The following is a 23,529-nucleotide window of genomic DNA, read 5'->3' on the forward strand; positions in this document are numbered from 1 at the left end:
CTTCTAACGCGACCTTCAACGGCGTGGGATTTGATGTAGCTTTTTCCTTCGACTACCCCGCAACGTGGACCGTGACAAATACTGGTCCGCCCAACCAAGAGGGGGGTCCCTTCGTGGTCCTTAATGAAGCGGGCGTCGAAGTCGCCTCCCTAGTGGTTCAGCCATATCTCGAGGTTGAACCTTGCCGGGGAGTGTGCGGCGACATGGCTGTCAGCTACCTCGGAGAAGTCCCCGGGCAGGGAATGCTGGGCGAGAAATCATACGCAGTCCAAACCAAGTCCATGGACCTTACTTCAAGGGAGGATCTTCAGAAGGCGAACAGGTGGGAGGGCAACGTTCGGCTGATTGTAGGAGTAGTTGGCAACCCTTCCACAACCCAGGCAGAAGATCCTTTCCACTTCACTACTCGTGCGGGCATTGACGTTCCGTCACCCAGCAGCCCTATTCGTCCGATTATTTTCGCTGCCGACCGGTACTTCGAAACGATGACCGAAGCGAAGGCCTACACCTCATCGGGTGAGCACACACAGGTTCAGGTGATGATGCAATCGCTCAAGGCAACAGCCGTCACCGGCACCAGTAGAGGCACAATCACCCCTACAGCGACGCCCACAGGGCTTCGCTAACGGTGGCCGTTGTGCTTACCAGAGTTCGCACAGGGGCCCCGACAGGCGTCATGGGAGAGGGCATGTCCGGTTGTGCTCGAGCGCTGCGGTGATGGCGGCGGGAGATGGCAGGGTATCGCGGCTCCGGCGTCAGGTGAAAGTAAGCGCAGGATGTTGTTCCAAGCTCGTTCCAATCCGTGCCCGCCAGAACGGTAAGTGTCTGACTATGCGGTGGCGGCGAAGGCTGGGCGACTGCACGGTACATCAGCTCAGTGTACGAACGCTGTAGCTACTCTAACGAAAAATAGCGCCTTATAACAGCAGTTGTTATAAGTTGTTAGAAGTCGCTATCATCGGGTGAATGGACCCTGCACTGAACCCTTTCAACCCTGGCTCTGGCGTCCGCCCACCTGAGCTTGTAGGCCGTGACGGCGAAATTGACGCCTTCGATTTATTGGTCGCCCGGTCGAAGTCCAACACTGTGGGGGACCGGGGCATGGTACTTTCCGGGCTTCGCGGGGTCGGCAAGACCGTCCTGCTCAACGTGTTTGCGGAGCACGCCCGCCGCAACGACTGGCTGGTCATCCAGCTTGAGGCCCAACCAGGCGAGGCCGGCAAGAAGGCCACCCGGGCAAAGCTCGCGCGTGAACTGGAACTGGGCGCCAGAAGGCTCCGGGGAAAGCCGGCCTGGAGCTTCCTGCAGAACGCCATGGCCAGCATCGGCAACATCTCAGCCAGTCTGGGAGTGACGGGTGTTTCGGCTTCCGTCACCACCAAACAGCAAGGGCGGGCCGACTCGGGCAACCTGGACATTGACCTCGAAGAACTGGTCGAGGACGTTTCGCTGGCGATGCGCAAAGCCAGAGCCGGGTTTGGCCTGTTCATTGACGAGATGCAGGACTTGGATGAGGAGCTGCTGACCGTGCTGCTGTCCGTCCAGCACCTCGCGGGGCAACGCGGCTGGCCTTTCTACATCATCGGAGCCGGCCTGCCCAACCTCCCCGGCAAGATTTCTGAAGCCAGAACGTACGGAGAGAGGCTGTTTCTCTACCGATCCATTGGCCAAGTCAACGAAGAGGCCGCTTCAGAAGCCCTCGCCTTGCCTATCAGCAGGCTCGGCGCCTCACTGGCACCTGACGCGCTGTCACTGCTGCTGTCGGCCGCGAACGGTTACCCCTTCTTCCTCCAGGTCTATGGGCGGTCAGTGTGGGAAGCGGCGTCGGAAAAGGTCATCAGCGCGGAGGATGCCCAGGTAGCAGTACGCCTAGGCACAAGCGACCTGGACCACGGCTTCTTCGAAGCAAGGTGGCAGCGGGCCACAAACGCAGAACGCCTGTACCTCAGAGCCATGGCCCAAGACCGTGACGACCCGTCCTCAACCGGAGAAATCGCGGAACGGCTTGGAAAATCAACCAGCAAACTGGCGGTTATTCGATCCCGGCTCATCGCCAAAGGTGTCATTTACGCGCCCGAATACGGATCCATACAGTTCACTGTTCCGGGGATGGCGGCCTTCATCGCCCGCCAAGGAGAGGGCTAACGATTACCTCATGGGGCAATGGCGGGCACGGGCGAACACATAACGTCGGCTCTCAGCTTTTAGCATTTAGGCGAAGTCCGATGGGGCAACCACGTTTCAAGGGTCCCGGGCTTACCGGACCAAAGAGAGCGCGATTTGAACGACGAGGCAGACCTGGCGTTGAGGGAACAAAAAGAAGCTGGCCGGCATGTGCCGGCCAGCTTCTTAGCAACCGCTTAGAGCGGCTGGATGTTCTCCGCCTGCGGACCCTTAGGGCCCTGGGTCACGTCGAACTGAACCTTCTGGTTCTCGTCGAGGGAGCGGTAACCGCTGGATGCGATTGCCGAAAAGTGTGCGAACACGTCAGCGCTTCCGTCGTCGGGGGCGATGAAACCGAAGCCCTTTTCGGCGTTGAACCACTTGACTGTACCTGTTGCCATGCTTGTTTCCTTCACGGGTCGCGGGCCGGATCCGCTTTTCGGATTGCCGTCCCCGCCACTCACACCATGAGCCTACGTGCGAGCAGTGGGGCGGGCAAGAGATTGGCCAAAGAATGGACTCCCGGAGGACGGCCACACGAGATTTCGGCAACCTGACCTCGAGCAACCAGCCCGCGGCGAGTGCGCCATCCGGGAGACGACACGACTGACGACCTGTTGCCCCATTGCAGTACCACGGGGAAGGGTGCGTCGTTGCCTCATGGATTGTCCCCGGCTGTGGGCAGCGGAACTGATTGTCCAGACAGTCTCTGGACAATTGTGCAACAGGATGTTGCACAGTTGCCGAGCGCCCACCCGCGCAAGCTCATCAGCGGGGTCGGCTGTCAGGTTTGGATCTGAGACTGTTCGCCGGGCATGTGCAGGAACTGCCTTCCGGACCCTATTCTGACGCTCTTTTCCTTGCTGCCTGACGACAGGTTGGGGTGTACATCTGCGCGGCAGGAGCTAGATTTTCGTTCCCGCTGCGCTGCTGCAGTTGGCGCAGATCCTCATGGCGTCCCTCCGCGATCTCAGGATGGACGGGGGCCTTGCGGTTACACCGCAGGTTCCGCGGCTGTCGCTAACGATGACTGAATCGATCGGCCCACATGCTCTGCAAGGTGGCAGAGCCGGCCGGCCCACAGAAGATGCAGTCCTCTTGTCTCAGGTATCTTGTCGCGTTGTTACGCGATGACCACGGGGTGAGCGTTTGGATGCTCACATGATTCTTGTCGTCGTCCAGCGCCCTAGTCGAGGAAGTTCTCTCTTTGACGGCTTCAGCCGCAAGGAGCACCCCAGCCAGTACACTCAGGTAGCCGACCGAGAACTGGTGCGGCTTGGCATCAAGTTCCTCTGCCAAAAGCGGGAGCGCACGGTTGTCCAGTTCTCCGCAACGTGCTGTGCGCGCCCAGGAATCAAGCTCCGATCTCGATATTTGGAGGGATTCGGCGAGCCGCGCCTGTGTTTCCTGGTTTGCTGCCAAATAGCGTTCACGTAATTCGGGGTCGCTAATCTCCGGCTCCAGCGGATTGTGGCACACGAGGCAGGCTCTCGCACCAAGGGGGCCCGCACGCATGAGACTGGAGCGGAGATTGTAGGTTGATGCACCTAGCGCCATCGTTGGGATCAGCCGCTGGATCGCCAGCCGCGAACGGTTCTTGTCCACGGCTGATAACAGGAGCTGCAAGGGTTGCTGGCGTCGAGGGTGCTCCTGGGCAATACCGTCGTGGGGGTCCCACACCAGAGACCCCGCTCCTCCGGTCTGAAGGACTTCGGCCGCCGTGCTCGCCTTCGGCAGACCAACCGTGGACGCGTCAAAGAGAACGCATCGGTTGAGGTTCGTCAGGTCGACGGTATCCGCGTCTGCGATCTGGGCCCTGCCCTTGAGCCCTGGCGTTGCCCAGAGAGTGAGCATCGTGGCTGTTCCGACTGCGCCCACTCCGGCGAGAAGGAAGTCGCCTGCGAGCTTTTTTGGCATTGGCGGGGGATTGGGCGGAATTTCGCTGGCCGTGACATGCTTCCAGGCGTCGTAGACGAAGGGAACGAATTCGACGAGTCCACGGGATACCCGGAAGACATGACCGGCGGCGTGGGCTGCCGCGATGTATGGACCGAAGGGAAGGGTAACCTCCGTCCCGGCATCGGACGTGGTGTAGTCAAGCCCGCCCCACCAGTCACCGAAGACCAGGGTCAGATCGGCGTCATCGACGCGACCGATGCCGAGGACGAAGCTCTGTTCCGGTGTCCCCGCGGCGAGCCTTGGGGGTATCGCCCCGATTGCCTTCGCAGATTCGAGAATCGCCGCCACAAGTGATGACCCGGCGCTGTAGCCCGGCGCCACGGCGGGATGCAGCTTTGCCTCCGGGCAGGCCACCGTGATTCGGGCGACTGCGCCGACCGATCGTGCGAGAAGGTTGACCAGCATCCACAGGGCCCTCTGGCCGGCCGCTGTGGAGGCGGCCGAAGCAGAAATCGACACATGAACGTTCAAGGGCTTGCTTTGGTCATGCGCGACCAAAGTGCCTCCAGCCGTGCCGGAATGCCGGTTCGCGATGGCTTCCATTTTGCAGCCTCCCTAGGATATTGGCTCTGGTCGATTTGAAGTGGAACTATGCGGATCAATGAGATGGCTTCGTCGCGGCTCAGCTTTGTCCATCCGGCCGCCCCCCGGATATGAACTGTCCCATCCCATGGGTTTGGATCCCTTCGGGCATGCTCAGGGAGCACCACGGAGATTGCTCCAACGTGCTGTGAGTAGGCCATGGCATCGTCGGTAGCTGAGTGGGTCGTGCAAGTGCCTCCGTGCGTGTGCACTTGGGCGAGCCGCTGCAGGCGATGGCACCTCAGGTGCTTGCCCGCGGCGCTCATTTCGTCTGCACCGATTCGGTAGCTGCCGGGGGAGAGGGCTGCGGCTGGAACGGTGAGCGTGGTGACCACGCCGCCACGACCGGGCGGTACGGGCACTCCGTCCAAGTAAGCGACCCTCTCGACGCCTTCGGGGGCGCGACTGAAATTCTCCAGGAGCCCTTGCCAGACGGTTTCAGGAATCCAAAGCACCGGCTCGACCTAGGTAGTAGGGCGGACTGAGGATCTCATGCAGACGGTTCAGTGTTGCGGCCAGGGTATGAGCTCCCGGCTGCCACTTCTCGCCCGGAAGGGGAGTGTGGTTGGAGATGTAGTAGTCGCGGGACTGCGAAAAGCAGACCAATTGGTCAGCCGAGCCGTCGGGGTAGCTGAATGATGGATGGATGGCGAACCCGAAGGGGACATTGGTGTAGGAGGGCAGCCATCGGCTCCCCGGCTGGGGCTTGGGACCTTGCGGATCTGTTGGCGAAACGAAGTAGACCCCGGGAGGCAGTTCATCGTAGCTCCGAGCGTCGAGCAGGATGCAGTAGTCGTCGACCGATCCATTCGCCGCAACGGCTGCCGCGTGAATGCACGCGTGGAGCGGGTCGAGCTTGGTGTAGCTCCATCCCCAGCGTTCTGGCCGACCACTTGCCCAGAAAGTGTCCAGGTGCGCAGCGAAGGTCAGAGCAGCGTACTCGGCGTCGGCAAGCGGAACCGCGGGCACTCTACGCACCTCCTGTGGGGCCGGCCAGAAGCCAGACAGTGTCGTTGCCGGCGAGCTTCAGGAAGTCTCCGAGATGCTGGTCCTGGTGCTCGAAGACATTCGTTCCTGTGGACTCCACGCGCAGGCGATCGGCCGGATTCCGCCCGAGTCCAAGTTCCGAGTAGGCTCGTTCGATCATCGTTCTCACCGGGGTGCCAGGACCGGCTTGGAGTTCGACTTCTCGCCCGCTGTCCTCGTGGACAACGATAACCTTGATGTTGCGGCTGTGGTCTTTTTCGGCTGGGGTCTCGTGACTGTTCACGGGCATTCTCCTAAGTGCTAAGGACAGGACCTTTTCCTGTCTCACTTAGGTTTGACGGGACAACGTCCGATCTGTCCGGCGGTCAGGAGGAGCACTCGATGCAGACCTTGGAGGCGTCTTTAAACTGGGATGGGGCCTTGAGATAAAAGCAGTGCTGGCACTGACGTTCCGCGGCTCTCGTGCATCCGCAGTGTCCTCTGGGGCAGCGGGGCTCCCGGCAGCGGGAACATATGCTCTTGACAACGAAATTGGTTTCGCATGTCTCGCAGTCCTCCCATCTGCTTGCCGATGAGGACAGTGCTGTCCCGTCCTGGGGCGGGGAGAAGCGCTTCCATGCGGCGCCGTACTCGACCATCACCGCGACATAGAGCCCGTCGCACCAGGCGATCTGGCCATAGAGCCGGTCCGACGTGTGCCCGGTGGAGTATTGAATCCGACTGTCGTCACGTTGGATGACGCGGTCTGCGCGAGATTCGGCCAACGATGCCGCAACCAGGGGGTTTGCGGACTGGTCTGAACCGCGGGCTGGGGGAAAAATTCGCCCCCGCGAAGCCGCGAAGCTCACGGTTCCTTCGGAGTCCAAGACGGCAACCGTGCCTGGACTCCTGAGCTCTTCGGCGAGGCGAACGCAGATTGCGGCACGGGAGGCCTTGGATCGACGGAACAGCTCCAGCGCGCTCTCGACGGTTGGCCCAGCTCGTACCACTTGCCGGACGAGCGTCGAGGGTAGGAGCAGATCGGCTGCGAAAGCATCGCACGCGGCGTCTTCAAATTCTTCGGAGTCCTCGGCCTGCATAAGGGCGTCCCCGAGTTCGAGGTTGATGCTCTGGATGTGGTGACCGAGTTCGTGCAGCAGGGTGAAGCGTTGGCGGCGTGCTGAGAGGGACTCCGCGACAACAAGCGTCGGAGGCTCGGTCTGCCAGAGGTAGCCGCCGGCGACTGAGCATCCTCGTTTGGAGCCGTCGGGGACATTGCTCTCTTCGGGGACCGGCGCGATAGTCAGATCTTTCCAGGAACCGATCTCGGAGAAGGGGTCTTGCGCCAGCCGCGCCGCAGCTCCGGGCCAGCGTTGTTCGAGGACGGACAGCATGCCCTCAACTTGCCTAGCCGTCCCCTCGAATAGCTTGGGCATTGGCTATCTTCCTTCGCTCGTGCCGCCGCTGAGGCGTCCTAGGGCAATGGTCCGCAGCCGCTGTCTCCACATATCCTCGTCACGGCCGCTTTGTCGCGCCGCCAAACCGAACGCCTCGCGGGCAACGCTGAGCCGTGCCGCGGGCTCGTCGGTTTTCAGTCGCTCCGCCTCTGAGCGAACGAGGAGTCTCCAGCGGGGCTTTTGGAGCTCAAGCAGCAATTCGTTCGGCAAGGGTTCGGCGATGGAACTTAGGGCATCCGGAGAAGATCCGATATGCAGGGCTAGTTGCCTGGCTTCCCCGGGGCTGAGCTGATAGTTGCCCCGAACGATGTTCATCGCCATGCGCTGAGGGACATGGAGTGCGTCCATCACCTGCTTCAGGGTGATTGAGGGCTTTCCTTGAATTGGTCCCTGAGTTGTTACTTGTTCTGAGGTCTCGGAAGGCAAAGGCTGGAGATCCTCGATCCAGCGGTCCAGGATGTCCTCCATCTCCGCCCGCTGCTCGGCACTTGTAGATGTCAATTGCTGGATAGCATGCTCGGCATCGGGGAGGGGATGTGACCTGCTTGCGCGGCTCGCCGTCTCGAGCGTCTCGGGTGGGAGCCCGCCGAGTGGGCGCTCAAGCGTCTGGATTGGCACCTCTCGCGTGATTCCGAGCCAGACCGTGACCGGTACTCCGAGGTCATTGGCTGAGGCATCGACCACGACTGATTCCTGATCCTGCAATCCAGGTTCGATGGTCACTGGTGCGGCCAAGACTTTTTGAGGGTCGGAGGACTCGTGAATGATGAGGAGCAAGATGGTGGATCCTGACCATCGCGCCGTCCAGAGGCAGTTCTTCCGGACATCGAAGTCCGGCGAATCCACATCTGAGGCCTTCATCGCCCCGAAGCGTACCGCGGTTGGCGTTTTGGTCTGGCTTGCCAGTTCCAGCAGTCGGGCTCGTTTTCCAGGATGGGTCTTGGTCATTGGTTTTGTCCTCCATCCTTGACTGACGGGACTAAGCCTGGCCCGTCCTCAGCCACTGGTTCAGTGGCCCTTCTAAGCTCTCCCTGGCAGCGGGCGAGTACTCGGCGCACTACCTCAGGAGCAGTCATCTCATCACCAGAGATTTCAATGAGCTTCGATTTGAGGGAGCGAATTCGTAAGGCTGTTGCACTCCTGCCAAGACCTAGCATATTCGCTGCCGCCTTGGGGTCATCGAGAACAAGGACGAGACTGCGTTCCTCGGCGGACAGCGCATCGAAGACTTCCTGGGAAAGCGTCTCGAAATGCTGTTGATCCTCGTCCCCGAGGATCTCCTCGAGAGGAGACGGCGCACATGCCGGAACTTCGTCGGCTGTTTCCTCTTCAGTCGAGACCGTCAGGGGGTCCAGGATGTGCGGGAACCGGTTTGCAACAACGTGGACCAGAGTAGCGATGTGCAGGCTCCCCTTTGCTGTGCGGAGGAGCTCCTCAAGCAAGGCCTCAAGCTCGCCGGACCTCCCAAGTTGCGCACGACGCGTTCCTCCCGGAGGCTCCGGATAGTACGTAACATGCACTCGTCGCGCCACCGCAGCCAACGCAGCCGGATCGGCAGCCCCTGCTTGTGCGGCGCCGTCGGTAAGACGCCAGAAATGCTGGGCCGGCGCACGATCGAATCTCCCATCACGTTCCAGCCGCTTTTCCAAGCGATCCCGCAGCGAACCCACAGCTGAACGGGCGTGGAGGTCAACAAGCCAGTTGCGCAACCATCGGCGGATCATGCGCCCCAATGCATCGTCGTCTTCCGCTTGAAGCTGGGCCGCCGTCGTCAGCGCCTTGCCACGGTCCAGGAAGAAGTCGTATGCGTAATCCTCGTGCGTCGACGCAGGGTCGGAGGTGAGGGAAGGAAACCGGGTGAGCTCCTCACGGGCGACTTTCAGGAGGAGATCGACGGCCTTTGGACCAAAAGATTCAAGAGTACGAAGCTCCTCCATCACGGTCGTTATAGCCGTGGTTGTCTCGTCGCCCATGCTGCCCCCCTGCCAGCTCATTGTGTGCACAGCACGCCGAAATTAGTCCGCGGTTTCTCCACTCTAGAACTGGAGCTCCTTGGGATTTCGGCGTGCTCAATTGACCCTGCGAGGAACCGCCGGCATCACCCGAATCTTACATGTGAGACGGACTCGCAAATCCGCACCCTGACAGCTTGATGAGAAAGCTGTCGATATCGTAAGACCGCACATGCATCGGCGTAGTGAACTCAAAACAACGGATTGGTTGAAGCTTCAAGTTACCTACTTGAAGTAAGATCCGTTATCGGCTCTTTAAAATGGGCGGGGGAGAGGCCAATATTAGGCCTCTCCGTTATTGTCCGCTTCCAACTAAGTTGACGCAGATTCACTACATCTGACGCATTCTCATCGATTGTGTGTCGCATCGCAGGTCAGAGCGAGGCGGGCCTCCGCGAGTTTGGCCTGGCAGAGAAGCCAGGGTTGATCTTTCGCGACTCAAGCCCTCTCACCTAATGCAGTGTTCTGGAAGTGTCGCGTAAGCCCGCCTGTTGCCGACATGTCAACATTGTCTCGTGAATCAAAATCGGGCTTCCCTATCGCGGTTTATCCAATTGGTCACCGTCACTGCAACAGGTGTACTGCTTGCGCTGATATTGTTCTCGACTTTTGACGCCAAAATGTGGGCCCCGGAGGTAGGGCGCTTCCTCTCCAGCCCGGGAGGAGCGGGTATCGCGGCCATCTGCGCGGCGAGCATTGCAGCACGAGCCTTATATGTGCAATTAGCTCACACCAAGATGAAAGATAAGACACAGTCATGGTGGGATAGCTTTGAATGGGTCGCTGAGAGGGCCGTCCCTTCGAAAGCAGAGGATGAGGCTCTCCCGCTCGCGTTGTCGATTAACATTCTGAACTCACTTCAAGAGACGGCCGACAACGAGCTGCAGCAGAGGGCATGTGGGGGGTTCGTTACGATGCTTACGGCGAAACTATCCGCTGCCTTGGACACTGCGGGTTCCGTTGCAGCCACCGCTAAGGAAGGTACGCCTATAGAGGTTGAAGATAGCGATCAAGAAGAAAAGGAATCCGTAGAAGAATCAGCACAACCTCCTGCCGATACTAACGAGCAGAAGCCCAGGCGGCGATGGTCGTCAGAGACCAACGGTGCTTTGATTGAAGGGTTCATTCTAAGAGAGATTACGCGCCAGGAAGCCGAAAAGGCCCTCGGTGATTATGTTAAGGCGACGTCGAATACGCCGGCAAAGTCAGAGGCAGGCGAAGAGTACATCTCGGCTCAAGGGCGAACACTGTCGATGGCAGAATCCTACGAAAAGTCGGTCTACAACGGGTTGAAGGAAGTGCTGCCTGCGGGTTGTGCCATTTGGCGAGGATCGAGGGATTCAGCCGCCGACCGTGGTGATATATCAATGACGCTTGAGGGCAGGAGAGTGGCAGTCGAAGTGAGTTGGATGCTTTTGTCCGTGAAACAGGCTGATGCCCATAATAGGATGCGGTCGATCCTCGGACGGTTCAGGAGGAAGAGCCCTGACACGCCTCTTCTCATCGTTACCCCCATTCGGCTAAAGGAGTCTTTCGTCGCGGAAGCTCGTAAGGCGGGGGCGGAAATTGTTACATGGAAATCGCGAGACAATTCGCAGGTTCTTGCGGAGGCCATACAGCGCTTGAGATCCTCCGCGGACGGCCTCTATCGCGAGCAGACTGACAACTGACCGTCAACAGCCCCGGGCGCGACAGGGAGGAGTCTAACGAGCCCCGGAAAAACTATCGTTGGTGTGCTGGGATCTAAAACGTCTTGTCTGTTGTTCTCACCGAGCTGGACGAGGCCGATGCCCTCGATGAGGGACTGACACCTGGCGGCGAAATCATCTCCGACGAGCTCATCGTCCAAGTGATTCCCCAGGCCGCGGACGAGTTCACCTGCTATTCCTGTTTCCTCGTCCGGCACAGGTCGCAGGTAGCGCGGGAGAGCAACGGCCATTCATACTGCCCGAGTGCGAAGGCTAAGGCACCTTCATCAGCTTTTGTCCTGCAAATACACACTCTTCTTCGAGCCCTCTTTCCACCCCTTCTGACCGTAGCTTTACATAACGCCGGCTATCGGTGAGTTTTCGTGCTCCGAGGGGACCGCTCCATGTAGTCTTTTGCAGGTCAGGGCGCACCCGCGAGGCGGATACGTGCTCATGACGGGTACGGGACTCAGCCGATACCCCGCCAGTGAAGGAAGATCCGATGCCCGAGGACGAGACATTTCTTCCAGCAGCCAGTCCCGCCGAACCGGCACACGTGGCGCCGGATGAAGCAGTGGACGGTGTCACTCTCCGGCGTCAGGTGCTGGAGATCATCAGCGATGTCCTGGCAGATTCCGATCCGCAAAAGGCGCGGGCCAGGGCCCAGCTGCATGCCCTGCTCGCGGCTCAGCCGAACGAGCCAGAACAGGCCCTGCTCCAGCACCTGATGGCCAGCAGGAACCTCACGGACGACCCGCACGATGATCCATCGGCTGCCGGCAGTGCCTGGTCCGTCGGAGGCGACCACCACGCAACACCTCAGAGCTTGCCCGTATTGGTTGACCGGTCGGGCGAGAAGCCCATCGAAGCCGCCTTGGATGACAGGATGCTGCTGACCGCCTTCCAGCCCATCAGGGAACTTCCGGCCGGCAAGGTGGCCGGATTTGAGGCGCTGGCACGGTTCGTCACGGGGGAGCGGGCCAGCACTGACGCCTGGTTTCAGGGGGCCGCAGCCATGGGACTGGGTCCGGACCTTGAAGTCGCCGCCCTGCATTGTGCTCTTTCGGCAGCAGGCCAGATCCCGCCGCACCTGTTCGTGGCGTTCAACCTCAGCCCGGCCACCTGCGCAGACCCCCGTGTTGCACCGCTCCTCCTTGAGGGGAGCGTCGCCCCGGACAGGATCATCGTCGAGATCATGGGCAAGATACCGGCCGGGGAACTGAACGCCCTTACGGACGCCATGAAATCATTGCGCCGGCGGGGTCTGCGCCTAGCCGTGGACGGTTCGGGCCCCGCCGCCGTTTCAGCCAAGCAGCTTCTTCAGCTTGTTCCGGACATCATCAAGCTCGACCGCAACTTTCTCGACAGTGTCCTGGAACCAACAGAGCCGACGGACCCACTTCCGGACATGCTCGATCTTGCCCGGCAGGCCGGGGCGGTGCTGTCCGCCGAGGGCATCGAAAGCCGTGAGCAACTCGCGGCGGCGATAGACATGGGCATGGTCATGGGCCAGGGCTACCTGCTGGGCCGGCCCTCCGTGGACCCCGACGACTGGTCAGCCTGGAACGCTGAGGCAGACTCGTCAGAGGTCCGGCACAACCCCTGATTTGGTTGGAGCGGATACGGCTCCATTTTTGGGTTTGCACGCCACCGACGAGCGGGAACCTTGGGACGCTTCTTGAGCACCGGGGGAGTGCCGCCAATGCGGCGGAATGTGGAGTACATTCCGTGGGATCCACCGCAGAACAAATGATCCACGTCCACGTCGCTCTCTAAACCCTTGGCTTGGCCTTAAGTACCGCTCAATTGAAAAATAGTCAGGACTGGAAGCAGATTAGCTTCCAGTCCTGATTGTGTTTATTCCTATTGTTAGGGCTGAGGGATGCTCTGACGCTATACGGGAGGAACTACTCCTGACCTCATTGCCTAGTGTGCTGCTGAGTAGCGCTCCATCACGTCAGCCTGAATCCGGCCACGAGTGCTGATAGGAATTCCGTTCTCAATCGCCCAGGCGCGGACAGCCTTTGTATCGCTGACGCCCGCGCTGGGTCGTCCTGCTGACCTGGCGCGTCCCGCCGCCTTGCGCGCAACGGCAGTGAATCTGTTCATCGCCTCACGCAGTTCGCTGGCGTGGGCATTATTGAGATCAATCTCATATTCAGCACCGTCGATAGAGAAAGTGATTGTTTCAGTCGCTTCGGAACCGTCAAGATCATCTTCAAGTGTGGTTATTACTCGTTTTGCCATACGGGACAGATTACCACTTGCTGAGGGAGTCAAATCCGGTATCGGCTTTAACTAATTCGGGAACAACTCCAATCAATTGAGACATTCGAATGTGCTTAAAAATCAAATCAATGGCGGAAAGAGGTGATGTCAGGCCGCAACGCGGGCGGCAGCGCCGTCGGGGCGCCCGTTTCGACCTACCCCAGGCGATCTGGCGAATTCCCGCTTGCAGACTCACAGAGTGCCGACCGGACACGCTGAACCGGATTGGACCGCGGTTCATCCGCTGTCTTGGGTTTGCGTCCCGCCTGACGCTGGCGGTCCGGGCCAGGACACGCAGGATGCCGGCCCCTTCTGAATCCTAGCTTGTCATAAGATCCCTTATCGGCGTTTGAAAATGAGCGGGGTCTCAAAGCCGGTGGCATGGGCGGATCATGCGACACCGTCCAACACCCAAAGTCCCGAACTGTTGATACGTTGCCCACACGATCATTCAGAGCTGCCTGTTTTGCGCGCGGTTAAACCATCTGCTTCCACTGCTTGGGCATAGTGCTACCAAAGTTGGGATAGGGTCCGCACAGTGATTGTTAACCGTTCAGGAATGCTTTCGCCCCGGGTCCTTGGCGGCGGCTTCGTCGAGCAGGGTCTGGATGAGCTCTTCGGTCGTCTCGTAACCGCCTTCGCCGATGGTGACTTGCCGGACTGTGCCATTGGCGTCGATCAGGAAGCTGGTGGGCCAAGCTGAAACGCCATAGTCGGTCCAGGTTGAATAATTGTTGTCGAGTGCTATGGGATAGTCGACGTTTAGTCGTCCGGCTCCATCCATCACATTTCCGGTGTCGCGTTCGAACGTGTATTCAGGGGTGTGCACTCCGATCACTTCGAATCCCTGAGCCTGGTAAGTGTCGTGCCAAGCGGTGATGTGTTCGATGGTCCGCTGGCAGTTGATGCAGGAAAAGGCCCAGAAATCGACGAGCACCACTTTTCCCCGCAGCGACTGCAGGTCAAGACTGGTGTTACCAGGCGTGTTGAGCCATTGCTGAATACCCGTAAGCTGTGGCGCGGGCCCGCAGTCCTGCTCGCCGGATTGTCCAGTCCAGGCATCTTCTACGCATGATGTAAGGCGTTGGCTGACTGCCGCGCCGTCCGGGGCGATGACAGGGGCGGGGATCGTTTTCTCGATGCTCTCACTGATGGCTGTGGTGTAGTCGGGGATGGCGCGCTGAAGTGCATCGGTCAGATTGAATGTCAGCCCGCCGGCCAGCGTGATGGCTGCAATGCCAGCCCCCACGTTCAAGGCTCGCCGTTTGCGGCGGAAAGCCGCCGTGCGTTCGGCAACGGCGCGGCCGGCTAAGGCGAAGACCAGAAGGGGAATCGCTGTTCCAACGGCGAATGATGTGGTCAGGACCACGGTATCGAAGCCAATGCTTCCGGTTGCCCCGGCGATCGTAATGGCTGCAATCACCGGTCCCGCGCATGGCACATATACGGCACCCAGTACGAGTCCGAGCACGAACCCGCCTCGATCGGTTCCAACTTGACGTTGAGGGATCCGAGAAAAGGGCTTTTCCAGAATTGTCTCGAATCTGGGAAAGATCATTCCGATTCCAAGCAGGGCCAATGCGATGATGCCTGACCAGCGGATGACCGTTTCTGGGATGGGGAGCGCAGACAATACCAACGTACCCACCAGGGTGAAGACACTGAAACTGAGCACTAGGCCGGCGACGACGAGATACGGTCGGCGGCCGCCACTTGCCGGCTCGTTTCCTTCTTGGGCAAGACGAGCTCCGCGGGCGCCACCGGACAGGAAAAGCACGGGGAGAACCGGCAGTATGCATGGGGAAATGCCTGTGATAAGTCCTCCGAGCAGGCCCACCAGGGCAAGAGAAGGATCCATCAGGACGCAATGCCCTGGAGCAGGAATGGTTCAAAACCGGCCGCAAGCATGGATCCAAAGCGATGGTCACCGCCGCCGTTGGGGCCTACCGGCCCTTGTTCCTCCTGCTCTGGATACTTAGGGTCCGTGTGTGCGACGGGAACCCCAGCCAATGCAACAGCCGCCCTTGCTGCCCGGGGTCGCCGAGGACCGCCGAAGTGGCCACGCGACCCGGTTACGAGTGCGGTCATCTCGGTGGCTGACGAGGCCGCGTCGTCATCCGGCAGTCCCCGGATCGTGGCTTTTGGCGTATCAGTATCCTTGGGGGAGTTAGTCGTGGCCTCTTCCCACGGCCCAGCGCCGCAGTTCTTGGCGAGAACGAATTTAACAAGATCGGGCATCTGGTCCTTCTTTCGCTAACCGCAAGTCCGCTGCGGCGAGTAGTTTGAATTGGTTTGCAGTGGCCTTATCAGGCAGTGCCCTTCCTGGATGGATGGGGCGTCTCAGGACTGAGGGTGTGCGTGCGGGAAATGTCGGTCTCTCCGCCACCCGTCATCCGGTCCCTCCAAGCCAAAGCAGGGCTACGGCTGTCAGGGCGTCGTCACCTATGGGAGTCGTATGAATTGACGAAGGTGGTGCCGGCGATAGGGGCAGTTCCAACGTGTGACTTCGTTCAAGTACAGCGTTTCGAGCTCGGTGCGGGACTTGAAGGTGCATCTTCGGCGTCGACGCAAGCCTAGGGAACGTTCCGGGCGGGGGAATGGGACCGCTACGCAGTACTCCTTCTTCCGGGTAGTCCGGCATAGGGATTCTTTCCCCGTTGAATGCCTGAGGAACGGCCGCTCGGTACGGGTCCAGGAAGGTGTAACGAACGTTCTGACTCAGTACACACCTAGGCCATGACAGACGCAGCAGCCCCTGGGCGTCGCGCCACAGCAGTTACGAGGGCTTCGGGGGTCGCTCCGGTAATCGTTTGCGCCTTCACGGCGGCGGAGCTACCGCGGGGCGGTGGCAAGCGCGCCCACGCTGGCCCGGGTACTAGTTTTTCTCAACTGCGGTGCTCGTTTCGTTGGCGGTAGCGGAGTGCTGCCGCAGTTTCTCGCTCGGAACCGTTTTGCATTTGTTTGTCCCTTTCTGATCACGCTGCGCAGGGCCTCCCAGCTGACTCGCCTGGCATGTTAGTAGGCGTAGTCGCCTCCGTCGTAGTGTCTGGTGGTCTCCTCGGCCGAGCTTCCGCCAAAGGCCTCGGTCGAGCCGTCACCGGCAGCCTCAGCGTACAAACCGCTCCAAAGGTAGGCGCTAACGATTTCCGAGGCTATGACGTACCCGGCGACGGTTCCGAGAACCGAGCGGGAGTCGGCTCCGCTCCCGCCCTCCCCCAAGGTGCGGGTGAGCGCGCCGGGCTGGTGTCGTTCAGCCCGGGCCGCTGTCTTGGCCAGGGTTGCGGGCTGGGCATCCGCAGGGCGATCGTCCGTTGTGGGAGCGTTCTGCGTGAAGCGCTCGAAGAGGACATCGAGCTGGGCCGGTGTGAGCTTGCTGAACGCCTCAACGTGCACCTGCTCGATTTTTTCGGTCGGTGCGTTACTTAGCACTTGCTGGTACCGCTCGACGGCGACTTCATCCTCCGTGCGGGCTGGGGTTTCGCGATCGCGCACGGTTGCGCGGCCGAGGAAACGGTTAAGAAATGCCATGGGAATGTTCCTAATTTCTGGTGGTTGTTCGGTTATGGGTGCCATGGTCGGGCCAGGCTGGTTCGCGGTGACGAGCTACCCGTCGCCAGCGAAGGAGGGGCCATGTTGTGTATTGGGTCAAGAGGGACACTTGAGTCGACCGGTCGTTTTCAATACGCAAGAGGGTGCGTACGCTCTCAGGTTCCAGATCTTGGCATCCCAGATCTCCGGACTGGCGCTGGCATGCAGCACCGATGGGACAGGTACCGCCTCACCCGCACCACAAAAGCTATCCATGCCATTGGCATTCCCCCGGGTTTGTACCGGCGTACGTCCAAGTCACTGAGCCTCACCCCGGGCTTGCAGTTCTAGGAGCGACGGCAGAGTCATGCCCGGAGCCGAAGCAGGGTAGCTAAAACCACCACAGGTGGGAGTGGGGAGTACCTTCGCCGTTTCGGAGCCTATGTGGCTGCTCAACCATTCTGGTGCTGAGTTGGCGAGCCCTGGATACGACGGGTGTCTTGGCCGGCTTCCTCCTTCGGCTCAGTACGCCGCGTATCGCTGGATACCGGACTCCTGACATGATCACGGCAAGGCCCAATGCAATGATCAGGATGTTTTGCAGCTGAACCTGCTGCCACAAATCCAACAGAAGGATCAGCAAGGCCAGCCCTCCCATGACCGCCATGAAACAAAGGCCTGGACGGCCGGAATGCGGTTCTAAACCGCGTTCGAACATGCGGTCGTCCTTTTCTACGTGCTGAGTCATTGATCATCCTTTATTCGTGGGGGTGAACTCCCGAAGAGGGCATCGTTCAGGCAATCCGGTCCAGGGAATCACGTGCACACCCGAGGGGACGGATGGTGCAGAAGCGGGCGTCGGAACGTCGCGGCCTTCAGGGCCTGCCGGAACGGGCTAAGTTTCGGCAGCCAACTCGTCACCTGTTAAGCAGGTTATGATTTTTGCATATCAATGCATCACCTGTCAAAGTGGTGACATGAAGCATTCCTTCCTCAGCGGTAACCCGGCGCTTGATTTCGCCGCGACGCTCCGCTCACGGCGCGGGGCACCTTTTGAGATGCTGACCTCCGCGGAAAGCCTTGATTCCTGGTTTCTCGAGTCCGGGATCGTCAATGAAAGCACCCGATGTAAACCAGCGGACGTTCGGCAGGCGGTGTCGGTCCGGGAGGCCATCTACTCTCTGGTTCTCGCCCGAATGGGTGGAGAAGAGTACAGCAGCGAGGCCCTCTCGACGGTGAATGACGCGGCCCGTACCCCGCCTGCCGTCCCGCAGCTCAGGCCTGGCGGCCGGCATATCGAAGCGACTTCGTCCCAGGCATTGTCCACTGTTGTCCGCCACGCGATCGAGGTTCTCAGCGGAGCGGATGCACCGCTGCTCAAGGAGTGCGCTGACCCTGAGTGCAGGCGGGTTTTCATCGACAGCTCCCGTGGAGGCCGCCGTGAGTGGTGCAGCATGGAGCCATGCGGCAACAGGATGAAGGCGGCCGCCTACCGGGCCCGCAAGAGAAAAGAACGGCAAGTTTCCCTGTAGACGCGGCGGGAGGCATCCCTGCCAGCGATCTAGAGCTTCGCGCATGCCTACCGCGAGCCAGGCTTGAAGATTGCAGAAGGGGCTATCAGTCACGTGCCAGCCGCTGGCCACTGAGCGCCTGGCGCTTAATGCGTCCCTCCGCCTGATGAGTGGTCCATGCCGCGTTGACGAGCCCGATGTGGCTGAAAGCTTGGGGGAAGTTGCCGAGCTGTTCGCCACTCTCCGAATCAATTTCCTCACTGAGGAGGCGAAGCCGTTCGGATGAGTTTTCAGCTCCTCGAAAACGACTTCCTCGTCCCCGATTCTGGCGGGCGTACTTGAAGATGTTCGCAGACGAATGGATGAGACGACCTCGCCTAGGAAGGGAGATCGCGACGCCTGTAGTAGGTGGCAGCATCAAGGATTGTCGACAACCGCAGGACCTTCCGGGAACAGGCTCAGCGGCGACGCTGCCCGATGGCTCGTTTGTCGGGACCGCCAGGTCCTCCATCATCATCGCCGCGGTCGATTCGAGCCCATCTTCGCAGCCTTTTTCAATATCCAGGCAGCCGACTTAGGGTTTCCGCTCTGCCGCTGCCCCTACGCCAGGCGCAGGGGTTAGCTTTACGGAATCGCGGTTACCGGCATTAAGAATCACCGAGAAGTGGCCTGGAATTATCCAAACTTTCTTGCGCCGCGGGTTTCCCGAAGTTATCCAGCCGGCCTTACTTGACGATGCCCTTTTCCTTGAGCCACCCTGCGGCGGCGTCCTTCGCGCTCTGCTTCTGATCGCCGCTGACTGCCCGGTTGAGGCTGATGAGGTCCTCCGTTGTCAGGATCCTGGACACGTTGTTCAGGGCTTCCTTGGCCTTGTCCGTCATCTTGGCGCTGTTGTAGAGGGGCAGCACCTGCTGTGCCTTGAAGTTACTCTTCGGGTCTTCCAGCACCACCAGGTCGTTGTCCGCAATGGAGGGCGTGGTGGTGTAGATGTCGGCGACCTGGACCTCGTCCTTCAGGAGTGCCTGCAGGGTCAGGTTGCCTCCGCCGTCGCTAAAGGGCTTGAGGGCCTTGAGCTCGCAGCCGTAATTTTTTTTGAGGCCGGGGAAACCGGCGGAACGTGTTTCGAAGGTGGCCGGCGCCGCGATGGTGAAGTCCTTGCACACCTTGGCAAGGTCCTCGATGGACTTGAGCTGGTGCTTCTCGGCGGTGGCCTTGGTGACCACCATGGCGTCCTTATTCTCGGCCTTGGCCGGCTCCAGTACTCCGAGGCCCTCGGGGAGCTTCTCTGGCAGTGCCTTGTAGACATCGTCTGCGGAGACCTCGGGCGCCTCCGGGTCCACATGCGAGAGCAGGTTGCCGGAGTAGTCCGGAACAACGTCCACGGAACCGTCCTGCACGGCCTTGAAGTAGATCTCACGGGAGCCGATGTTCGGCTTGGTGGTGGCCGTGATGCCCACCGCGGCGAGGGCACCGGCGTAGATCTCGGCGATGGTCTGGCTTTCCGGGAAGTCCGCGGACCCGACAACCAGGGAGCCCCCGGCCGCCGGGCTTCCAGCGCTGGTGGTCGGGCCCGACAGCGGGTCGCCGCCGCCACCGCAGGCGGAAATCGCCAGGGCGATGCCGACGCCTGCGGCGAGGCCGCCGAGGCTGCGGCGGGTGACAGTCGAGTGGGTGGGATGCTTCATGAGGTGCCTCCTTGAACAGCGGCAGCTGAGAGATCGGCGGCGGCCTTGCGGCCGCCCCTGGGACCGGTGGTAAGCCCGGGGGAAACGAGCAGCCTCTGCGCGGCCGCAAGGACGAGGTCGACGGCGATCGCCAGGGCGGCGATGAGGAGCGAGCCTGCCAGCATGCGGGGGAAGTCCTGAAGGACCAGCCCGTCGAAGAGGTAGCGGCCGAGACCGCCAAGCGGCAGGTAGGCCACCACGGACACGGTCGCGATTACCTGCAGCACGGCGGTGCGCAGGCCGCCGAACATCACCTGAAGGCCGTTGGGAAGTTCTACACGAAACAGGATCTGCAGTTCCTTCATGCCCATGGCCCGTGCGGCGTCAACCACCGTTTCGTTCACGCTGGAGATGCCTGCGTACGTCCCTGCCAGCAGCGGCGGAACCGTGAGGATCACCAGTGCCCACACCGGCGGCATGAGGCCGCTGCCGGCGATCAGCGCGAAGAGCACCAGCAGGCCCAGGGTGGGCAGCGCGCGCAGGGCACCGGCCACGGCCACGGCCGCAACCCTCCCCCGCCCGGTGTGTCCGATGTAGAGCCCCACGGGCACGGCGAGGGCGGCGGCAATGAGCAGGACCAGGCCGCTGTATTGCAGGTGCTCGAGCAGCCGGGCGGCGATGCCGGAACTCCCCCGCCAGCGGGCCGGGTCAGCGAGCCAGGCGAATGTTTCGGTGAAGAGGTTCATGGCTGCGCCCCCGCATGGACGTGGGTGTCGGCGATGTATTCCGCGCTCGTCACCGACTCGGCCCGGCTTGATCCTGCAGTCGCCCGGGTCCAGGGCGTGAGCAGCCGCTCCATGAGGACGAGCACGCCGTCCATCAGCAGTGCCAGCAGCAGGATCGCGAGGATGCCCACCACCACCTCCGTGACAAAGGTCCGCTGCAGCCCGTCAGTGAAGAGGATCCCCAGGTTGCCCACGCCGAGCAGCGCGGCGACGCTCACCAGCGAGATGTTGCTGACGGACACCACGCGCAGGCCGGCGAACAGGACCGGCAGGGAGAGGGGCAGGTCGATGTGCAAAAAGCGGGCCGCGGGTTTGTAGCCCATTGCCACCGCCGCCTGCCTGAGGTCATCGTCCACGGAGTCGAAGGCGTCCATGGCCGCCCTCACCAGCAGCGCCACCGCGTAGATGGTCAGGGCGATGATGACGTTCAGAGGGTCAAGGATCCGGGTTCCCAGCAAGGGAGGCAGGATGATGAAGAGCGCCAGTGACGGGATGGTATAGAGCAGCGAACTGACGGTGGCGACAAGGGACCTCAGCGCTGGGTGGCGGCGGGAGGCCTGCGCCAGCGGGATGGAGATCAGCAGTCCCAGGATCATCGGGATCAGCGCGAGCACCATGTGTTGCGCCGCGAGCCCGGCAACCATGCCGATGTTGGCCAGGAACCAGTCCATCAGAGGGCACCCTGCCGCACCCGGCGGGCCGATTCGATGACGGCAAGCACTTCCGCTGCCCGCACCACGCCGAGTACCCTGCCGTCGCTGTCCACCGCGACTCCCAGCCCTGAGGGGGAGGACAGTGCTGAGTCAAGGGCGCGGCGCAGGGTATCTCCGGGCCGGAACAGTGAGCCGCCGGGAACCAGTCCGGAATGTGGGCCGGGGGCCCCCCATCCCAGCGGCCGTGACTCCCCGTCCACAGCGAGGCGCCAGCCGTCGCCGTGATCGGACATGCCCGTATCGGCGGCACCGCCCCTGGTGACGGTCTTGACGGGATGGATGGTCACGCCGTCGGCCGCGGTAAACCCAAGGTGGCGGAACCCCCGGTCACGGCCCACGAAGGATGCCACGAACTCGTTCGCCGGAGCCCGCAGGATCTCCTCGGGGGTGGCGTACTGCGCCAGCTTGCCGCCGACGGCGAAGACCGCCACCTTGTCCCCCAGCACGGTGGCCTCGTCAATGTCATGCGTGACGAAAACGATCGTCTTGGCCAGGTCCCGCTGCAGCCGGAGGAGCTCCTGCTGGAGTTCCTCGCGCACCACGGGGTCAACGGCGCTGAAGGGCTCGTCCATGAGCAGCACCGGAGGATCCGCGGCCAGTGCCCGCGCCACACCGACGCGCTGCTGCTGGCCGCCCGAGAGCTGGGACGGATACCGCTTGCCCAGCGCCGGGTCCAGCCCGACGACGTCAAGCAGTTCCGCGGCGCGCTTCCGTGCCTGCCCCTTGGGAACGCCATTCAGGCGCGGCACCGTGGCGATGTTGTCCAGCACCGAACGGTGGGGCATGAGTCCGGAGGACTGCATGACGTAGCCCATGGACCGCCGGAGCTCCGCGGCCGGCACCGTGGTGACGTCCTTGCCGGCCACCGTGATGGCTCCGGACGTCGGCTCCACCATCCGGTTGATCATGCGCAGCGATGTGGTTTTGCCGCAGCCTGACGGTCCCACCAGCACCGTGATGCAGCCTTGGTCGATGGACATGCTGAGGTTATCCACCGCCGGCTGTCCGCCCTGGTACTGCTTGGTGACGCTCTGAAACTCAATCATGGCTTCGGCCATTCCCGGGCTTGCCTAACTGTTGGCACCATCGGACGACGGCGGTGTGCCGTCCCGCACGACTACCAGGAAGGGCTGTACGGCTGGGCCCACAGCGTGGCGGTCAGGGTTACGGCTTTCAGCCATGCGTGGTACACCGCATCCAACTCATCCGGGTCGCTTATCTCTTCAGCGAGAAATGGACGGATGGTGATCGTCAGCGGAACGATAAAGGCCACAATGTAACGAAGATTAATCTCACTGGTTGAGTCGACTCCGTCAGTTTCGTTCTTCTTAGCCGCGGTGTGCCTGAGGGCAATCTCGTTCTGGTAATCGAGCCATTCCTGGTCATACTCGCGCGCACACAAATCGGCAATCCACACCGCGAACCGCCGCCGCACAGCGGCAAGGTAGTCGGCATTGGGAGTGCCCTGGTGGTCGGAGAAGCTCACAAGAAGATGGTCCAAATTTCCAACAAAGCCATACCAGACGTCAAGAACGCGGTCGGTACGTGGAACGAGAACTTCCCCTGCCCGCTTCAGCAGTGCATGGTCCTTATCGCTCCACAGCACCGTGGCCTTGAGCTTGGCGAGGTCCTCCAGTGACACAGGACTCTTAGCCAGATTTCGATCTCCATAGATATATCCGGGCGTCTGGGACATGAAGCGATCCTTCCGGGGAGTGTGATGGGGATGCCGAAGGAGAGAGATGAGCTGTCGGGCCGGTGCCACCATCGTGGAACGCCAGCGGACGGGCCGTCGATGACCAGGGTCCGGGCACGGCTGGGACCGGTGCAGGTGACGACTTCCGGCACCTGCAACCGAACACCTGAGCCCAGCTGGTTTCCAGGGAGAGCAGCATGCCGGGAGTGCCGGCATGAGGACTGTTGGATATATCCACATGCTGATTATCGTTCAATGGTCTTTCTCCTGCTAGTCGGTGGGCAGGAGGTGAGCCTAGCCGCCAGAGACCCTATCGCTGGTGCTCCACTCTGGATCAGTGATGCACAAGTGCTATGCCTCACTATCCCCGGGCTTTTTGTCAGGGTTACTCAATTGTGAAATTTTTCGCCGCGCGCGTTGGTGATGTCGTCGATGCGCGTTGACTATATAAGTCACATCCGTTTGGAGGAAGACCTCGCGCCCCAGCGGCTTACCGCTGCATCGCGGAGCAGCATCCTTTGGTCGCCAGCCCTCCCT

At 61.1% G+C, this 23,529-nt stretch carries 22 protein-coding genes and 1 pseudogene; 6 read left to right on the forward strand and 17 right to left on the reverse strand.

The window, feature by feature from the left end; translation table 11 throughout:
- Positions 1–23: 23 nt before the first annotated feature.
- Together CXQ90_RS19005 and CXQ90_RS19010 are read left to right on the forward strand one after the other, a co-directional pair.
- Positions 24–626 carry a hypothetical protein gene (locus CXQ90_RS19005; protein ID WP_258064605.1) on the forward strand — a complete coding sequence of 201 codons (603 nt, stop codon included), beginning with the start codon at positions 24–26 and terminating at the stop codon, positions 624–626.
- Positions 627–966: 340 nt separating this feature from the next.
- Positions 967–2,145: an ATP-binding protein gene (locus CXQ90_RS19010; protein ID WP_104140916.1), complete on the forward strand. Its 1,179-nt coding sequence runs from the start codon at positions 967–969 to the stop codon at positions 2,143–2,145.
- Between the two features lie 215 nt (positions 2,146–2,360).
- Here the strand turns inward: CXQ90_RS19010 and CXQ90_RS19015 are convergent, their stop codons facing one another.
- The 7 genes from CXQ90_RS19015 to CXQ90_RS19050 all read right to left on the reverse strand — a co-directional run bounded on the left by CXQ90_RS19015 (position 2,361) and on the right by CXQ90_RS19050 (position 9,100).
- The gene (locus tag CXQ90_RS19015) at positions 2,361–2,564 is read right to left on the reverse strand and encodes a cold-shock protein (protein WP_104046164.1); all 204 of its coding nucleotides are present in this window, start codon (positions 2,562–2,564) and stop codon (positions 2,361–2,363) included.
- Positions 2,565–3,183: 619 nt separating this feature from the next.
- Positions 3,184–4,665, reverse strand: a complete 1,482-nt coding sequence (locus CXQ90_RS19020; RefSeq protein ID WP_104140917.1) for a ThiF family adenylyltransferase — start codon at positions 4,663–4,665, stop codon at positions 3,184–3,186.
- 477 nt (positions 4,666–5,142) lie between these two features.
- A complete protein-coding gene (locus CXQ90_RS19030; protein ID WP_104140918.1) occupies positions 5,143–5,673 on the reverse strand; it encodes a hypothetical protein in 531 nt (176 codons plus the stop codon).
- A gap of 1 nt (position 5,674) precedes the next feature.
- Positions 5,675–5,974, reverse strand: coding sequence for a hypothetical protein (locus tag CXQ90_RS19035; protein ID WP_146068937.1), 300 nt, complete (start codon positions 5,972–5,974; stop codon positions 5,675–5,677).
- 82 nt (positions 5,975–6,056) lie between these two features.
- On the reverse strand, positions 6,057–7,106 hold the full coding sequence (locus CXQ90_RS22695) for an ImmA/IrrE family metallo-endopeptidase (protein WP_219816712.1): 1,050 nt from the start codon (positions 7,104–7,106) through the stop codon (positions 6,057–6,059).
- A 3-nt stretch (positions 7,107–7,109) separates the two neighbouring features.
- Positions 7,110–8,075, reverse strand: coding sequence for a hypothetical protein (locus CXQ90_RS19045; RefSeq protein WP_104140920.1), 966 nt, complete (start codon positions 8,073–8,075; stop codon positions 7,110–7,112).
- Complete coding sequence (locus CXQ90_RS19050; protein ID WP_146068938.1) at positions 8,072–9,100, reverse strand: hypothetical protein; 1,029 nt, start codon at positions 9,098–9,100, stop codon at positions 8,072–8,074. The genes CXQ90_RS19045 and CXQ90_RS19050 overlap by 4 nt, the downstream gene beginning before the upstream one ends.
- Positions 9,101–9,693: 593 nt before the next feature.
- Here CXQ90_RS19050 and CXQ90_RS19055 point away from each other — a divergent pair.
- The 3 genes and pseudogenes from CXQ90_RS19055 (at position 9,694) to CXQ90_RS19065 (ending at position 12,433) form a co-directional block, all read left to right on the forward strand.
- On the forward strand, positions 9,694–10,809 hold the full coding sequence (locus CXQ90_RS19055; protein ID WP_104140922.1) for a hypothetical protein: 1,116 nt from the start codon (positions 9,694–9,696) through the stop codon (positions 10,807–10,809).
- Positions 10,810–10,895: 86 nt separating this feature from the next.
- Positions 10,896–11,087, forward strand: a pseudogene (locus tag CXQ90_RS19060) (DUF4193 family protein); the annotation flags it as partial.
- 242 nt (positions 11,088–11,329) lie between these two features.
- Positions 11,330–12,433, forward strand: a complete 1,104-nt coding sequence (locus tag CXQ90_RS19065; RefSeq protein WP_104140923.1) for an EAL domain-containing protein — start codon at positions 11,330–11,332, stop codon at positions 12,431–12,433.
- Positions 12,434–12,753: 320 nt separating this feature from the next.
- Here the strand turns inward: CXQ90_RS19065 and CXQ90_RS19070 are convergent, their stop codons facing one another.
- From CXQ90_RS19070 to CXQ90_RS19085, 4 genes are all read right to left on the reverse strand, one after another.
- Positions 12,754–13,074, reverse strand: coding sequence for an Lsr2 family protein (locus CXQ90_RS19070; RefSeq protein WP_104140924.1), 321 nt, complete (start codon positions 13,072–13,074; stop codon positions 12,754–12,756).
- Positions 13,075–13,648: 574 nt separating this feature from the next.
- Positions 13,649–14,953, reverse strand: a complete 1,305-nt coding sequence (locus tag CXQ90_RS19075) for a cytochrome c biogenesis protein/redoxin (RefSeq protein WP_104140925.1) — start codon at positions 14,951–14,953, stop codon at positions 13,649–13,651.
- A 1,157-nt stretch (positions 14,954–16,110) separates the two neighbouring features.
- Positions 16,111–16,623, reverse strand: a complete 513-nt coding sequence (locus CXQ90_RS19080; protein WP_104140926.1) for a hypothetical protein — start codon at positions 16,621–16,623, stop codon at positions 16,111–16,113.
- 391 nt (positions 16,624–17,014) lie between these two features.
- Positions 17,015–17,371, reverse strand: a complete 357-nt coding sequence (locus tag CXQ90_RS19085) for a hypothetical protein (RefSeq protein ID WP_104140927.1) — start codon at positions 17,369–17,371, stop codon at positions 17,015–17,017.
- 229 nt (positions 17,372–17,600) lie between these two features.
- Here CXQ90_RS19085 and CXQ90_RS19090 point away from each other — a divergent pair, with 229 nt between their 5' ends.
- A complete protein-coding gene (locus CXQ90_RS19090) occupies positions 17,601–18,155 on the forward strand; it encodes an ABATE domain-containing protein (protein WP_219816714.1) in 555 nt (184 codons plus the stop codon).
- Positions 18,156–18,240: 85 nt separating this feature from the next.
- Here the strand turns inward: CXQ90_RS19090 and CXQ90_RS22700 are convergent, their stop codons facing one another.
- From CXQ90_RS22700 to CXQ90_RS19120, 6 genes are all read right to left on the reverse strand, one after another.
- On the reverse strand, positions 18,241–18,651 hold the full coding sequence (locus CXQ90_RS22700) for a glycoside hydrolase family 15 protein (protein ID WP_219816716.1): 411 nt from the start codon (positions 18,649–18,651) through the stop codon (positions 18,241–18,243).
- Between the two features lie 208 nt (positions 18,652–18,859).
- Entirely contained in the window at positions 18,860–19,819 is a 960-nt protein-coding gene (locus tag CXQ90_RS19100; protein ID WP_104140930.1) for an ABC transporter substrate-binding protein, read from the reverse strand.
- Positions 19,816–20,544, reverse strand: coding sequence for an ABC transporter permease (locus CXQ90_RS19105; protein ID WP_104140931.1), 729 nt, complete (start codon positions 20,542–20,544; stop codon positions 19,816–19,818). The genes CXQ90_RS19100 and CXQ90_RS19105 overlap by 4 nt, the downstream gene beginning before the upstream one ends.
- The gene (locus CXQ90_RS19110; RefSeq protein ID WP_104140932.1) at positions 20,541–21,254 is read right to left on the reverse strand and encodes an ABC transporter permease; all 714 of its coding nucleotides are present in this window, start codon (positions 21,252–21,254) and stop codon (positions 20,541–20,543) included. The genes CXQ90_RS19105 and CXQ90_RS19110 overlap by 4 nt, the downstream gene beginning before the upstream one ends.
- Positions 21,254–22,354, reverse strand: coding sequence for an ABC transporter ATP-binding protein (locus CXQ90_RS19115; RefSeq protein ID WP_104140933.1), 1,101 nt, complete (start codon positions 22,352–22,354; stop codon positions 21,254–21,256). Before CXQ90_RS19115 ends, CXQ90_RS19110 begins: the two co-directional genes overlap by 1 nt.
- Before the next feature lie 59 nt (positions 22,355–22,413).
- Positions 22,414–22,992, reverse strand: a complete 579-nt coding sequence (locus tag CXQ90_RS19120) for a protoglobin domain-containing protein (protein ID WP_104140934.1) — start codon at positions 22,990–22,992, stop codon at positions 22,414–22,416.
- Between the last annotated feature and the right edge of the window lie 537 nt (positions 22,993–23,529).

The organism is Arthrobacter sp. ZGTC131, assembly GCF_002929275.1.
Classification (GTDB): Bacteria; Actinomycetota; Actinomycetes; order Actinomycetales; family Micrococcaceae; genus Arthrobacter.